This window comes from Flavobacterium segetis, from assembly GCF_900129575.1.
In the GTDB taxonomy this organism is placed as follows: domain Bacteria; phylum Bacteroidota; class Bacteroidia; order Flavobacteriales; family Flavobacteriaceae; genus Flavobacterium; species Flavobacterium segetis.
In genome coordinates this window covers 272,206-287,947 of record NZ_FQWE01000005.1, presented here as the reverse complement: position 1 = coordinate 287,947, position 15,742 = coordinate 272,206, and the positions used below count along the sequence as shown (strand labels likewise).

At 33.9% G+C, this 15,742-nt stretch carries 12 protein-coding genes; 7 read left to right on the top strand and 5 right to left on the bottom strand.

From position 1 onward, the window contains the following. Positions 1-28: 28 nt before the first annotated feature. The 7 genes from BUA99_RS09255 (at position 29) to BUA99_RS09225 (ending at position 7,797) form a co-directional block, all read left to right on the top strand. Positions 29-3,262: an efflux RND transporter permease subunit gene (locus BUA99_RS09255; RefSeq protein WP_072991234.1), complete on the top strand. Its 3,234-nt coding sequence runs from the start codon at positions 29-31 to the stop codon at positions 3,260-3,262. A gap of 17 nt (positions 3,263-3,279) precedes the next feature. Next, a complete protein-coding gene (locus BUA99_RS09250; RefSeq protein ID WP_072991231.1) occupies positions 3,280-3,585 on the top strand; it encodes a hypothetical protein in 306 nt (101 codons plus the stop codon). 49 nt (positions 3,586-3,634) lie between these two features. Continuing rightward, positions 3,635-3,820 carry a YgaP family membrane protein gene (locus BUA99_RS09245; RefSeq protein ID WP_072991228.1) on the top strand — a complete coding sequence of 62 codons (186 nt, stop codon included), beginning with the start codon at positions 3,635-3,637 and terminating at the stop codon, positions 3,818-3,820. A gap of 293 nt (positions 3,821-4,113) precedes the next feature. Beyond that, positions 4,114-4,566 carry a 2-dehydro-3-deoxyphosphooctonate aldolase gene (locus BUA99_RS09240; RefSeq protein WP_072991478.1) on the top strand — a complete coding sequence of 151 codons (453 nt, stop codon included), beginning with the start codon at positions 4,114-4,116 and terminating at the stop codon, positions 4,564-4,566. Between the two features lie 170 nt (positions 4,567-4,736). Beyond that, positions 4,737-5,555 carry a 3-deoxy-8-phosphooctulonate synthase gene (kdsA, locus tag BUA99_RS09235; RefSeq protein ID WP_072991225.1) on the top strand — a complete coding sequence of 273 codons (819 nt, stop codon included), beginning with the start codon at positions 4,737-4,739 and terminating at the stop codon, positions 5,553-5,555. An 18-nt stretch (positions 5,556-5,573) separates the two neighbouring features. Then, a complete protein-coding gene (locus tag BUA99_RS09230) occupies positions 5,574-6,419 on the top strand; it encodes a hypothetical protein (protein ID WP_072991222.1) in 846 nt (281 codons plus the stop codon). A 280-nt stretch (positions 6,420-6,699) separates the two neighbouring features. Continuing rightward, the gene (locus BUA99_RS09225) at positions 6,700-7,797 is read left to right on the top strand and encodes a PAS domain-containing sensor histidine kinase (RefSeq protein WP_072991219.1); all 1,098 of its coding nucleotides are present in this window, start codon (positions 6,700-6,702) and stop codon (positions 7,795-7,797) included. 37 nt (positions 7,798-7,834) lie between these two features. On the opposite strand, the gene BUA99_RS09220 is transcribed toward BUA99_RS09225, so the two are convergent. The 5 genes from BUA99_RS09220 to BUA99_RS09200 form a co-directional block, all read right to left on the bottom strand. Further along, on the bottom strand, positions 7,835-9,214 hold the full coding sequence (locus tag BUA99_RS09220) for a M28 family peptidase (protein WP_072991216.1): 1,380 nt from the start codon (positions 9,212-9,214) through the stop codon (positions 7,835-7,837). Positions 9,215-9,435: 221 nt separating this feature from the next. After that, positions 9,436-11,736: a beta-glucosidase BglX gene (gene bglX, locus BUA99_RS09215; RefSeq protein WP_072991213.1), complete on the bottom strand. Its 2,301-nt coding sequence runs from the start codon at positions 11,734-11,736 to the stop codon at positions 9,436-9,438. Positions 11,737-11,816: 80 nt separating this feature from the next. Beyond that, positions 11,817-13,208 carry a glucoamylase family protein gene (locus BUA99_RS09210; RefSeq protein ID WP_072991210.1) on the bottom strand — a complete coding sequence of 464 codons (1,392 nt, stop codon included), beginning with the start codon at positions 13,206-13,208 and terminating at the stop codon, positions 11,817-11,819. 65 nt (positions 13,209-13,273) lie between these two features. Continuing rightward, a complete protein-coding gene (locus BUA99_RS09205; RefSeq protein WP_072991208.1) occupies positions 13,274-14,251 on the bottom strand; it encodes a LamG-like jellyroll fold domain-containing protein in 978 nt (325 codons plus the stop codon). Between the two features lie 21 nt (positions 14,252-14,272). Beyond that, complete coding sequence (locus tag BUA99_RS09200; RefSeq protein WP_072991205.1) at positions 14,273-15,739, bottom strand: RagB/SusD family nutrient uptake outer membrane protein; 1,467 nt, start codon at positions 15,737-15,739, stop codon at positions 14,273-14,275. Positions 15,740-15,742: the final 3 nt, after the last annotated feature.

Sequence of the window (15,742 nt, the reverse complement as noted above, 5' to 3'; positions counted from 1 at the left end):
AGGGTCACGCCCAAATAAATAAAAAATTATGCAAGAAGGTATTTCAGGTAAAATAGCCAATTTATTCATGAACTCAAAACTGACCATCTTATTGATGATAGGTTTGATGATTATTGGAGTTTATAGTTCGTTTTTAATTCCACGGGAAGAAGAACCACAGATCAATGTGCCCATGGCCGACATCTTAGTTGGTTATCCAGGAGCAAGTCCGTCAGAGGTTGAAAGTCGTGTAGCAAAACCACTAGAGAAAATAATATCCAACATAAAAGGGGTTGAGCATGTGCATACCATGGCGATGAATGGTCAGGCGATGTTGATTGTACAGTTTTATGTAGGTCAAGATGTAGAGCGCTCGTATGTAAAATTGTACGACGAGTTAGCGAAACATGAAGATATGTTCCCAAAAGGGGTGTATAAACCAATGGTAAAAACACGTTCAATTGACGATGTGCCGATGCTAGGAATTACACTTTGGAGCGAAAAAGAAGATGCTTATCAAATTCGCCAAATTGCTGAAGAAGTAACTTCTGAGATTGAAAAAATTAAAGATGTAGCCATTACTAAAGAAATTGGAGGTAGTAATCGTGCACTTAAAGTAGTATTAGATAAAGATAAGATGGCCGAAAATGGCGTTGATGCTTTAGGAATTATGCAAATGATTCAGGCTAATAACGGCAGTTCACAATCGGGTGGTTTTGTTCAAAATGACCAAGAATATTTAGTGACTACTGGCCAGTTTTTATCGAATGCTGAAGATGTAGAAAACTTAGTGGTGGGTATCAATAAAAATATGCCTGTTTACTTAAAGCAAGTAGCTAAAGTGCAAGACGGACCAGAAACGCCAAGAAGTTACGTCTCTTTCGGGTATGGCAAAGCCAATGAAAAATTTAAAACAGCTAAATCAGAATATCCTGCGGTTACTATTTCTATTGGGAAAGTAAAAGGAGCTGATGCGATGAAGATTTCGGAGAAAATCCTAAATAAAGTGGAGTTGTTGAAAAAAGATTTAATTCCTGATGATGTTCATGTAGAAATAACTCGGAATTATGGAGAAACCGCTTCAGATAAAGTAGGCGAACTTTTATTTCACTTATTTATTGCAATTGTAGCAGTGACTATTTTAGTGATGCTGGCTATGGGATGGCGTGGTGGATTAGTAGTGTTTTTCTCGGTTCCATTAACCTTTGCGTTGACATTATTTAGTTATTATTTATTGGATTATACTTTAAATAGAATTACACTTTTTGCATTAGTTTTTGTCGTGGGAATTGTGGTTGATGATAGTATTATTATTGCCGAGAATATGCACCGCCATTTCAAGATGAAGCGACTGCCATTTAAACAAGCTGCCATTTATGCGATAAACGAAGTTGGAAATCCAACAATCTTAGCCACTTTTACGGTAATTGCAGCTATTTTACCCATGGCTTTCGTATCAGGAATGATGGGACCTTATATGAGTCCTATGCCGATAGGCGCTTCGATTGCGATGCTATTATCCTTGTTTGTTGCCTTGACGGTAACGCCTTATTTAGGATATCATTTGCTTCAAGAAAAAGATACGCAAGAACATAAAGAAGCTGAGGGATTAGAAACGAGCCGTATTTATAAAATATACAATAAGCTAGAACGTCCGTTATTAGAAAGTAGCTCAAAAAGAAGAATACTTTTAGCGGTAACTGTTTTGTTATTAATGGGTTCGGTTTTTATGTTTTTTACTAAATCGGTGGTGGTAAAAATGCTGCCTTTTGATAATAAAAATGAGTTTCAAGTGGTGATTGATATGCCAGAAGGAACTACGCTAGAACGCACAGCTGCGGTTACTAAGGAAATTGCGCAATACCTGTCAACACGACCAGAAGTGGTTAATTATCAAAATTATATAGGCACCTCTGCTCCTATTACTTTCAACGGATTAGTGCGTCATTACGACATGCGTGGTGGTAGTAATATGGCTGACATTCAGGTTAATTTACTACACAAGGAAGAAAGAACGATACAAAGTCATGCTATTGCAAGAGATATGCGAGGTGATGTTCAAAAGATAGCTAAGAAATATGGTGCTAATGTGAAACTAATTGAAGTTCCTCCAGGACCGCCGGTTTTATCGACATTAGTTGCTGAGATTTACGGAGGACCTAATTACGAGGAACAAATAAAGGTTGCTAAGCAAGTAAAAACTATTTTAGAAAACACCGCTGATGTCGTGGATATCGATTGGATGGTTGAGGACAATCAAGTAGAATACAAGCTCGAAATAGACAAGGAAAAAGCGATGCTTAACGGAATCGCTCCGCAACAAGTGGTTGGGAATTTAACTTATTTATTGAAAGAGTACCCAATTTCTAATTTGTATGATGAAAATTCAAATGATAATGTAGCTATTGTTCTTTCGCTTGATGATAAAGACAAAACGAGCTTACAAGACATTCAGAATCTAAAAATCAAAGGAAGTCAAGGCAACATGATTCCAATAAGTGATTTGGTCAAAGTAAAAACAGATACTTTACAAAAAACCATTTACAGAAAAGATCAAAAACGAGTAGTATATGTAACAGCTGATATGGCTGGAGCATTAGAAAGTCCGGTCTATGCGATCTTAGGGATGAGCGATCAACTAGCCAAGATGAAAGTTCCCAAAGGGTACAAAGTGGAAGAATTGTATATGGAACAACCTACTGACGAAACTAATTTTACCGTAAAATGGGACGGAGAATGGCAAATTACACTGGAAGTATTCCGTGATCTAGGAGTAGCATTTTTAGTAGCGATTGTCATAATATATATGCTAATTGTAGGATGGTTCCAAAACTTTAAAACACCAATTGTAATGATGTTAGCGATTCCGCTATCGTTGATTGGGATTGTTTTTGGACACTGGTTATTAGGTGCTTATTTCACAGCTACTTCTTTCATTGGCATGATTGCTTTAGCAGGTGTCATGGTTCGCAACTCCGTTTTACTGATTGATTTTATCGAAATTAGATTGGAAGAAGGAATTCAATTAAAACAAGCAATTATAGAAGCTGGAGCAGTAAGAACCTCTCCTATTTTGTTAACCACTGGCGCGGTTGTTATAGGAGCATCAATTATACTATTTGATCCTTTGTTTCAAGGATTAGCAATTTCTTTAGTGTTTGGAGCTATAGTTTCCACCATTCTCACATTGTTAGTGGTGCCATTGATTTATTACATTGTGGAAAGAAAAAAATGGGAAAATGTTTCTGAAAATTCTATCACGAATGATGAAGAAGCACTATAACTTTTAAAATAAAAAATATGAAACTACTGATTATAACTGCTGTGTTAGATTTTGAAAAAGAGATCAAGCAAATGCTAAAAAAAGTTCATGTAAAAACCTTTACTTATAAGGAAGTAAAGGGTTTTACAGACCTTTCGGAAGAAGCGATTGAAAGCAATTGGTTTGCGGGAGATATGCATGAAACAGAATCTGTACTCTTTTACGCTTTTGTAAAAAAAGAAAATATTGATCCCTTATTTGATTTGGTTAACGATTTCAACACTAAACAAGTGACCATGTCAAACATTCATATTGCTGTACTTAACATAGAAAAATCAAATTAATAACAACTAAATAAGAGGATGAAATTACTTCATTCCTCACATAAACATTATGAAAAACAGAATAGTAAGATTCGTAGCGGGAAGTTTTATTTTAATTAGTTTGCTTCTATCAATTTATGTAAACCAGAATTGGCTGTGGTTTACTGCATTTGTTGGAGCTAATTTATTACAATCATCAATAAGTAAATGGTGTTTGATGGATACTATTTTAGCGAAATTAGGTGTAAAGGATTAGTATTTTTAGTGATTGGTAATTCGTGATTCGTGATTCGTGAATCGTGAATCGTGATTAAAGAATAGTAATTGGTTTTTAGCATTTAAGACGTACGAATGAATTATAATTTTAGAAATAGAATTATTGAGTTATGATTATAGATTAAAACATGTGAATTATTTTGACACTTCAATTGACAAAAAAAACATATTGTAATCGATAGAATTTAAAGTTCTATTTATCTTTGTAAGAGTAAATATTGATTTGGTAAAACAAACACAAATCATTTATAACAATACAGAATTATGAAGAATATTAAAAAATCCATTCTCTTGATCGCCATTTTTATTGCTATTACCTCTTGTGTAAGTACTAGATCTACTTTAAAAAACGTTGATGATGATGCCCCTAATTTAGTGCTTTCGAGAGAAAATACTTTTGTTATTACAGAGTATAGCACCGATAAAAAATACGGTTACGAGGCTGATTATCCAGTTAATATTTTTTTTCAAAATACAAGAAATGAAACCGTTAATCAAGAGCGTTTTTTAAATGCTTTGGCTGGACCAAAGGGCGAAAAAATAACTTTTTCAAAAAAAGAAAGTTGCTGTCCTTTTCCAACAAAGAGAACCGACTTAGGTGCGGGATTTCTTGATGTTTATGAGTTAAAATGGAAAGGTCAAAAAAAACCAATCAAACTGTATTTAAATATTTACGAGAAAGGAATTTTGATGGTTCCAGTTGGGCTTAGTTTAGCGAAAAATTAAATTCAGAATTGTATTTTCTAGCCCTGATAGTAGTGGAAATCCTTTTCCTTTTTTGAAAATAAAAGGAAAAGATTGCAGCGTATAGCAGGAAATAGCTCCAAATAAAAGCAGAAACCGTAAACTAGAGTCATAAAACCTAACTATCTTTGCACTCTCAAAAAACAACTACTATGAACATACATAATATTCCCCAAATTAAACATACCGAAAGTGGCAACTTCTTCCTATTAGCTGGTCCTTGCGCGATTGAAAGTGAAGAAATGGCGATGCGAATTGCTGAAAAATTAGTTGGCATCACGGATAATTTACAAATTCCTTTTGTTTTTAAAGGATCATTTAAAAAAGCAAATCGGTCACGAATCGATAGTTTTTCAGGAATTGGAGATGAGAAAGCACTCAAAATTCTTCGAAAAGTTTCAGAGACCTTTAAAGTTCCCACAGTCACTGATATTCATACAAATGAAGATGCTGATATGGCTGCGCAATATGTTGACGTATTACAAATTCCAGCTTTTTTAGTACGCCAAACGGACTTAGTTGTGGCTGCCGCAAATACTGGCAAAGTAGTTAACTTGAAAAAAGGACAATTTATGAGTCCTGAAAGCATGAAACATGCGGTTCAAAAAGTACTAGATTGTCAAAATAAAAATGTAATGGTTACCGATAGAGGAACAATGTTTGGCTATCAAGATATGATTGTTGATTTTAGAGGAATTCCTACGATGCAGCAATACGCGACAACGGTTCTTGATGTTACACATTCGTTACAGCAACCGAATCAAACAGCTGGTGTAACAGGTGGACGACCTGACATGATTGAAACTGTCGCTAAAGCTGGTATAGCTGTAGGTGTTGATGGAATTTTTATAGAAACTCATTTTGATCCTGCCAACGCAAAAAGTGACGGAGCTAACATGTTGCACTTAGATTATTTTGAATCTTTAATGACAAAATTAGTGGCAATTAGAAAAACAATAAATACATTTTAAATAAAGAAAAAATACGTAATGAAATCTATATTTCACTTTTTAGCAGTTCTTCTTACGCTAAGCTCTGCTTGTTTATCCGCTCAAGAAAATATAAAGCTTCAAGAAAAATATACTGACCATAATAAAGGTAAATTTTTCGTTTCGTGGGGCGGAAATAGAGATAACTATTCTAAATCTGATATTACCTTCAAAGGAAAAGATTATAATTTTACGATAGAAAACGTTACTGCAAATGATAAGCCGAAAGGTTGGCATGTAGATTACATCAATCCTGCAAGAATGACTATTCCGCAAACTAATTTTAAATTGGGCTATTTTATTTCTGATAAATATAGTGTAGCCATAGGCATGGACCACATGAAATATGTTATGGCCCAAGATAAGGCTGTTACATTGAATGGATTTTATCCAAATCCTGGAACTTACGACGAACTCCTGCCAAATAATCAAATTCTTTTGACTGAAAAATTTTTAACCTTTGAACACACTGATGGTTTAAATTATGTGCATACAGAAATATCAAGACACGATGACATTTCTTCTTTATTCAATCTTGCTAATATTGATAAAGTACAAATTAATCTCACAGAGGGAATAGGAGTTGGAGTATTATATCCAAAAACTAACGCGATGCTATTGGGTAAACAACGCCACGACGACTGGCATATATCAGGTTTTGGGACTTCTTTAAAAGCAGGATTGAATGTCACATTTTTTAAACATTTTTATATTCAAGGAGAATTAAAAGGTGGTTACATTAACATGCAAGATATTAGAACTACTCAAAGTACAGACGATACTGCTTCACAAGATTTTTTCTTTTTTCAGAGAATCATTGCTTTCGGTGGAATATTTAAAATTTAATGTAGATTATAAATTTACAAGATCTAGAGAAACTTACAGATCATTCTAAAAATTTAAATATTAATATTACAATTGATATCTGCTTTTTTACATCGTTAAAATTCGAAATTATAAATTATAAATTTATATTAAAACTGTGTAAGATATGAATAGAAATTATTGTTTTTTATTGATTAATCGTTAAATTTACGAAAACAGAAGCGCTTCATTTAATTATCCCTCGATAATTTAAAAGAGCGAATACTTTGATTTGATTTATAATAATTATAAAAAAAATTCAATGAATAATACTAAAATAAACGTTGAGGACGAAAAAATTTATCGTTTTGATAATTTCTTTAATATATCAGCTGATTTAATTTGTATTGCGGGATATGATGGCTATTTTAAGAGAATAAACTCGGCTGTCTCAAAATTACTAGGATTTACTGAAGAGGAATTGTATTCAAGACCAATTACTGACTTTATATATGCTCCAGACATTAAAGATACAGTTGAAACTAGAGAAGAAGTTTATAAAAACAAACCATTATTAAATTTTGAAAATCGATACGTCACTAAAAGTGGAGAAATAATATGGCTGTCGTGGACTTCAATGCCTGTAGAATCAGAAAAATTAGTTTATGCAATTGCAAAAAACATTACTCATAAAAAAAAGGTAGAAGAAGAGAGAAATTTTTTACTTACTAATTTAACTCAGATAAATAAAGAATTGACCGTACTGTCACATAAAACTTCACACGATCTAAAGTCACCTATCAATAATATGCTTTCGGTTTTCAGTTTAATTGATATTTCTAAAATTAATGATCCAGAAACTTCAGAATTAATTGAAATTCTTAAAGTAACAAGTGAGAAATTAAAAGAAGCTCTCAATGATTCAATTGATCAATTAATTGAAAATAAACATATTAATACTCAAATTGAGGAAGTAAATTTGCGAGAAGTATTAAACGAGGTTCTTGCTTCAATAATATCCTTGATAAATGATTCAGCAGCGATACTTCAAATTGACTTTACAGCTTTTGAAACTATCACCTTCAATAAAGCATACATAAAAAGTATTTTTTTGAACTTAATTACTAATTCAATAAAATATGCGAAACCTACTCAAGCACCGCATATATCCATTACATCTCGAAAAATAAATGGAAGAAAACAGCTCATATTTTCCGATAATGGAATTGGATTTGATTTAAATAAGGTAAAAGACAAAATCTTTGGTCTTTACGAAAAATTTCACACTAATGATGATGGAAATAGTAGCGGTATTGGTCTTTATTTAGTTTATAATCACATCACAAGTCTGGGTGGTCGCATTGCTTTAGAAAGTAATATCAATGAAGGTGCAACATTTACAATTTCTTTTAAATATTGAAACAGTAAAAAATTGCAACTTCTTAATTTTTTAAATTTTATTTTACAAATCCATTTTGATCTACTAAGTAAATTAAAGATGCCATTGCTGCTGCACCTAACTCCAACTCTCTTTTATTCACCGCGTCAAACGTGTCATTAGCCGCATGGTGATAATCAAAATAACGTTGTGAATCAGGTTGTAAACCCACTTTTACAATGTGTTTAGACTTCAGTGGGCCAATATCTACCCCGGAATGGCCTTTTACAAATTTGTGTATTAAATAAGGTTCGAATAAAGTTGCCCAACTACTTATTCTATTAAAATTTGCCTCATCAGCTTCTACAGAAAAACCTCTTGGCGAAAATCCACCGGAATCACTTTCCAGTGCAAAAATATGATTTTCGTTATTTTTACTCGATTGTAATTCATACTCTTTTCCACCTCTAACTCCATTTTCTTCATTCATAAATAGAACGACTCTTAGCGTGTTTTTAGGCTTATAGCCAATACTTTTAAAGATATTTAATACTTCCATACTTTGCACACATCCTGCGCCATCATCGTGTGATCCATCACCTAAATCCCATGAATCTAAATGTCCGCCTACGACCATTATCCTTTCTGGATGTTCTGATCCTTTTATTTCTCCTATTACATTATAAGACAATACATCATCAAATGTCTCGCAAGATTGCTTAAAAAAGAAGGATGAATTAGATTTTTCTTTTAACATTTTACTTAAAAGTTCTGCGCCGTTTGTACTGATGGCAGCAGCGGGAATACGTTGTTCTGATGTAATATCACCATAATTTGTTGCACCAGTATGTGGTAAATCATCTAATCTTAAATTCATCGATCTTACAATTACGCCTAGTGCACCCATTTTACCAGCTTCTCTAGCTCCTGATGATCTTTGATCAACACAGCTACCATACGCTTTGAAGGTTTCAACAAATTCAGGATTCATTGGTCTATTAAAAAACACGATTTTCCCTTTAACTTTATCAATACCTAGGTTATTTAATTCCTCTAAACTTTGCACTTCAATAATGCCACCTTGAACGCCTTTTTTAGGAGTAGCTACTGAACCTCCAAGAGCGCAAATAGGAAATGTGATTTTTTGTTTACCAACTAATAAGTATGCGATTTCCTTTTCGCCCCGTACCCATTTTGGAACCATAACTTCTTGCAGGTAGACTTTGTCCAAACCAAGTGTTTCCAATTGTAATTTTGTATATAGAACTGCTTTTTCTGCTCCAGTAGATCCTGATAATCGCGAACCAATTTTATTTGATAGATGGTCTAACCAAGGATAACATTTAGCATTAGTTAAAGCTGATTTATAAATGTCCTTCAAAGCTAATTCTTCATTTGTTTGTGCCTTACCGATAAGGTGACTACACATAATAAATGCAACAATAAATGATTTTTTCATAGATGGTGACGTGTGAGTTAAAAACAATACGCTATTAGAGCTGGCAATTTCGTAATTATTTATCAATATCTATAGTTTAAATCGAAATAACGTCTAAAAATGAATTGCTATTTACAAATAAGAAATGATACATTATTTTTTTTACTCTTTACAATTTGTTCTATAAAAAAACCCTCCGACTGCATTATCGAAGGGTTTTAACTAACTAAACAAACCAAAATTTATTTAACCAATTCAAATTCAACTTTATTTTCTGTATTAGAATCAGTTCCTACAAAAATTTCAAAAAGACCAGGCTCAGCAACAAATTGTAAATTAGAATTATAGAACTTTAAATCCTCTACACCAATATCAAAAGTAACAGTAGTTTTTTCGCCTTTTTTAATAAATATTTTTTGAAATCCCTTTAATTCTTTTATTGGTCTTGTCACTGATCCAACTAAATCTCTAATGTACAATTGAACAACTTCTTTTCCATTGAAATTCCCAGTATTTTCAACCTCAACACTCACTTTTATCTTCTCATCAAAATTCACTTTATTATTAGAAATTTTGAGGTTCGTGTATTTAAAGTTGGTGTAGCTTAATCCATAGCCAAAATGATATAGAGGTTCGTTCCTTTCGTCAATATAATTTGATCTAAACTTTTCAAATTTCCCTTCCTTATTCAATAAAGGTCGGCCAGTGTTTTTTTGATTGTAATAAATGGGAACTTGGCCAACACTTCTTGGAAAAGTAGCTGTTAATTTCCCAGATGGATTTACATTACCAAACAATACATCAGCAATTGCACTTCCTGCTTCACTTCCCGCAAACCAAGTGTTAAGTATTGCTGGAACGTTTTCATTTTCTTGCACTAAAACTAAAGGACGACCTGTAAATAAGACTAAAACAACTGGTTTTCCTGTTTTTAACAATGCTTCTAGTAAATCTTTTTGAGCTTGCGGAATCTCTAGGTTGGTTCGACTGCTACTTTCTCCTGATAATTCAGCTGATTCTCCTAACGCTGCAACAATTATATCAGACTGGTTGGCTATCTTCACAGCTTCTTCTAATAATTCAGCCGCCGTTCTACTATCACGATTTAATGTTTTACCAAACATCGTCGCTCTTTCTTCAAAAGCTGCATCATAAACAAGATTGCTTCCTTTAGCGTAAAGCACTTTTGCGCTACTACCGGCAACTTCTCGGATTCCAGCAATAAGTGAAATCGATTTTTGCATATTAGTGGCAACACTCCAAGTTCCAGCCATATTTTCTTTGGCATCAGCCAATGGTCCAATAACTGCAATTGTTCCTGATTTTCTTAAAGGAAGCAACTGATTTTTATTTTTTAATAAAACTAAAGATTGCGTTGCAATAGTTCTCGCCTCAGCTCTATTACTTTTAGTAAAAACTTCCGTCTTAGCTCTATTTTCATCGCAATATTTGTAGGGATCATGAAACAATCCTAAGTCATATTTTGCATTTAAAATTAGTCTTACCGCGTTATCAATTTGCTCGATACTGACTTTTTTTTCGGCTAAAGATTTTTTTAAAGTTTTAAGAAAACCTTCGCCTACCATATCCATTTCAATTCCGGCATTCATTGCTAAAGCTGATACCGCTTGCAAATCGCCCATACCATGATCGACCATTTCATTTATACCAGTATAATCAGTCACAACAAATCCTTTAAAACCCCATTGATTGCGCAACACATCAGTCATTAACCATTTATTTCCTGTCGCTGGAATTCCGTCTACCTCATTAAAAGCAGCCATAACTGATCCCACACCAGCATCAACAGCAGCTTTATAAGGTGGGAAATAGTCATTATACATTCTTATTCTACTCATATCAACGGTGTTGTAATCTCGGCCTGCTTCCGAGGCTCCATAAAGGGCAAAATGCTTTACACAAGATAAAATCGTATTATTTTTAGACAAATCTTCTTGCTGATATCCTTTAACCATTGCTTCCGCTATTTTACCTCCTAGAAAAGGATCTTCACCTGAACCTTCAGAAACTCGTCCCCAGCGTGGATCCCGAGATACATCAACCATGGGCGAAAATGTCCAATTAATTCCATCTGCGCTTGCTTCTTGAGCAGCAATTTGCGCACTTCTCTCAATTAAATCCATATCCCAAGTACTTGAAAGTCCTAAAGGTATTGGAAATGTTGTTTCATAACCATGTATTACGTCCATCCCAAAAAGCAAAGGTATTTTTAATCGGCTTTTCTCAACAGCAATTTTTTGTACTTCTTTAATTTTCTTTACTGATTTGATGTTGAATAATCCCCCAACTTTTCCTTCTTCAATGTTTTTGGCAACATCAGAACTATTGGCTTGACCAGTTGTTATGTCACCCGAGGTAGGTAAATTTAATTGTCCTATTTTCTCCTCGATTGTCATTTTTGCAATCAAATCAGCAACAAATTCTGTTTTAGGTTTTATATTCACTGTTTTTGGTTTATCTTTTTTTTGGCTATAGCCAAAAACTGAAAAACCTATTAGCAGCACTATTACTTTAATATTCATTAATCGCATTTTTATATGTTTAAATATCCAATCTTATATTGCTTTATTACCTACAACTTTTAACTAACCTTCAATAATTTTTAAAATCCGTATTGCGTCGATTTAAATCCTAGAGATTGTAAACCTGTTTTTACTTCAGGTGCTTGCATAAATAATTTCCATATCAATCCCGTACGATGATTTTCAATCATTGGAGCAATTGTTCCTTGATCAATCGCTAAATAGCGTGGAGTAAACCAGTTATAATGTGGCGAAAATGCATCATAGGGTCCAGCTACACCTATTAAGTCATTCTTTCTTTCATTGTACAAGTACAACAAAAACTTCATACTTTCAACTGGTGTATAAGGAAATGAAGATAAGGCAGCGGTAGGTGTTATAACTCCAGTATCATTCAATGGCTGGTGCGCGGTATACCCAGTGGTTCCATCAATGTTTCTTGTATAACTTGCCGTTAATCCCCAACATTTATCAGAATAACCATTCCAATTCTTAGGATTGGTAATACAATATTGATTGATAATTTTAGAATGATTCTGTGTCAGTTTCCAATAATCAGCATAAGTATCTGACAAACCTCTTGGATCCATGCCTAAGTATGAATATTGAGACCAAAATAATGGACCTACATTTCCTGCCGCGCCATTATGGTTAAGAAGTACTGGAATTCCAAACTGTGAACCACCGTTTACGATAGCGCCACTTCTTGCCCATCCTTGATGATATGCAGCAGCAGAAATAGGATGAGTTGGTGAAGAAGCACCTAAAACATACGCAATTAAAACTTCATCATTTCCTTGTAGCTTCAAATTCATATCCCAAGCAAAATTAGGAGACCAGTGCCAATACATTACATTTTCTCCTTTTGTATACCAATCCCATTCTACACCTTTCCATAAATCGTCAGCTAAAGTTGCAAGTGCCTTTTCAGCTGAACTACCATCTTTAAAATATTCTCTGACAGTCAATAAACCTTGACATAAAAGTGCAGTTTCAACAATATCACCACCATTATCTTTAGCACTAAACGGAATTACTTTACCTGTTCTTCCATCGATCCAATGAGACCATGCGCCATGAAATCTATCCGCATTTTTCAAAAAATTTAATGCGGTTGTCATTCTATTCACTGCCTCACCTCTTGGAATAAATCCACGTTCTATTCCTACTATTAATGTCATAAAACCAAAACCTGAACCTCCGGTGGTAATAATATTAGATTCAAAACTTGGTACATCAGCATAATATCTTTCTCGAGCGAGTTTCGAATTAGTTTCAGCATAATCCCAAAAATATTTAATGACATCTTTTTGGACTTGATCCATTGCTTCAGTCTCCGTCAAAATAATTACTTGCGGTGCAGGAGCGGTTGGTAACGGAGTTCCTATACCGCCAGCTTCAGGAGTGGGCGATGAAGAACATGAAATAAAAATAAGAAATAGAATTATTCCAGAAACGATAAAATTTTTCATTTTAAAAATATAAGTTTGTAATTGCAAAATACCTAGTTAAAAAACTAGGTGTTTTGAAAAATAAATTATCGACCGTCGCTCTCCAATTTGTATAAAAAACGAACGTCACTAGATGCGAGTGCTGATTTATAAATTCTAAATTCATCTAGTAATCCAGCATAGCTTGTGGCCCAATCTTGTTGTCCCACATTATTAAGCGCTGGTGTAGTTTCAAATGGATGTGTCCCAAAAACAACCTTTCCATTAGTTCCTGTCATTTGGAAATTTCCATATTTAGGTGCATTATTACTATTATTTATACTCCCAGGATTGTCTGCGTAAAAGACAGTCGATCCGTTTACTCCCGCAGATGGTGCATAAGGAAATGAACCTAAATTAGGTGCTAGTTCCCCGTTGATATATGCCGAAAAAACACTTTTAGAAGCATCATAAGAAAATACAACATGCATCCATTTATTAATATTGTTATCAATATTAACAATAGGACCCCAACTACCCCAAGCTACACCGTTTCTTCCATTCTCTAAATTAATTTTTAAGCGTATTCGATTAGGAAACGCACTATCTGGATTTTCCATGAAAACATTCAATGCACCCCAAAACTCTGTAGGTCGAACAATACTAAAAATTCCTTGAGCGCCTTTACCTTGACCTGCAACTGCAGGATCAACCGTATTAGCAGTATTCATCCAAAAAGAAACTGTAAAACTATTTAATCCTGTTACAGCTGTAGTAGCAGTTCCAGTAAAATAACGTTCTTGCGAGCTAGATCCATTGTATGCAATACCTTTGACACCAGCTGAGTAACCAATATTGTTACCAATAATGTTATTTATACTTCCTTTACTATCAGTCAAATTGTTTTCGAAACTAAATTTCGACACTAGATCTGTAGCAGCAATATCATCAGAGCTGGCGTAACCACCAATTGCTTCGTAAGCAATTGGTGCATTTGTTTTATCAATATTTTCATCATCACAGCTTACAAAAAATTGTGAAAGTAAAACACAGCTAAATATTAAACTATATTTATTTATTTTCATGATATAAGTTTTTTTAAAAAATTAATAACCAGGATTTTGATTTGATAGTCCCGCAGATTCATTAATAAATATTTGCGGTATAGGAAAAACTTCATGCTTTCCTGCTACAAATGTTTTACCGTGAATAGCAAATGCAGCTACTGCTTGACCAGTTCTTACTAAATCATAAAAACGATCATGCTCGAAAGCCAGTTCAACTCTTCTTTCTTTCCAAATTGCAATTCTCACGGCAGCTTGGGATGTAGCAGTGGTATTTGCTAGTCCAGCTCTTGTTCGTATTTCGTTTAATAAAGGAATAGCTACCGTAGTTTGGTTTAACTCATTTAATGCTTCTGCCTTCATTAATAAAACATCTGCATAACGTAAATATTTAATATTTGTATCGGATTGATCCGCATCTGGAATAGCTGAAGAATAAGCTTTGTAATTGTATCTTGGATTTTCTACCGTTAGCGGCACTACTCTATCATCATACAAAGTAGTTCCTGCAAAAATAATAGTAGCATTTTTCCTCACATCACCTGCTTCATAAGCATTTAGTAAACTTTCAGATGGTGTATTGAAACCCCATCCCCAGCCACCAGCGCCACGAGCGCCTTGACTTACTGAATAATTTTGAATCCCCTTAATCGTTGCAGATCCTACACCTTGTCCAGTACCTTGAATTTCGAATATTGACTCGGCGTCATTCTCTCCAGCTAAACGGAACATCGAGGCATAATTAGGCACAATAGAGTAACCTGTTACTAGATTACAATTGTCAATTACTTTCTGCCAATTTTTTTGATATAAATTTACTTTAGCTAACAAAGCGTAGGCCGCTCCTTTTGAAGCTCTTCCTTTTTCACTATTCGGATATTGCGATTTGTCTAGCAACACCAAAGCAGCTTCAGTTAAATCTTTTTCTATAAAAGCGTAAACCTCTTCCTTTGATTTACGAGCAAGTTGCATTATTCTGTCCTCTTGCGATGATGGATTTGGTAAACGATCAATGATAGGAACACCACCATAAGTTTTTACTAATGTAAAATACATAAAGGCTCTTAAAAATTTAGCTTCACCAATTAATCTAGCACGTAAATTAGCATCAGCTTTGTCTAATTGTGGTATGATGTTTATAGCTTGATTACATCTATTAATTGCTTCATAATTCGCTGAAAAAATTTCAACGATAGATAACGAAGACGGATTATACGTTAATGCATCCATTACATCTTTATCAGTACCTGTATCTCCGGGAGAAGATCCTTTATCAGCATCGTCAGAAGCAATACTTGTTACACCATTCCATGAAAATGATGACATGTTATAATCTAAAAACTTACTGTATATAGAAGTTACAAACGTAGCAGCTCCTGCATCATTATTGAATAATTCAATATCTTTTGTCGATACTGATTCTGTTTGATCAACATCTAAAAAATCATTTGAGCATCCTGAAATAAAGTAGCAGGATAATGCAAATAGTGATATATATATCTTTTTCATTTT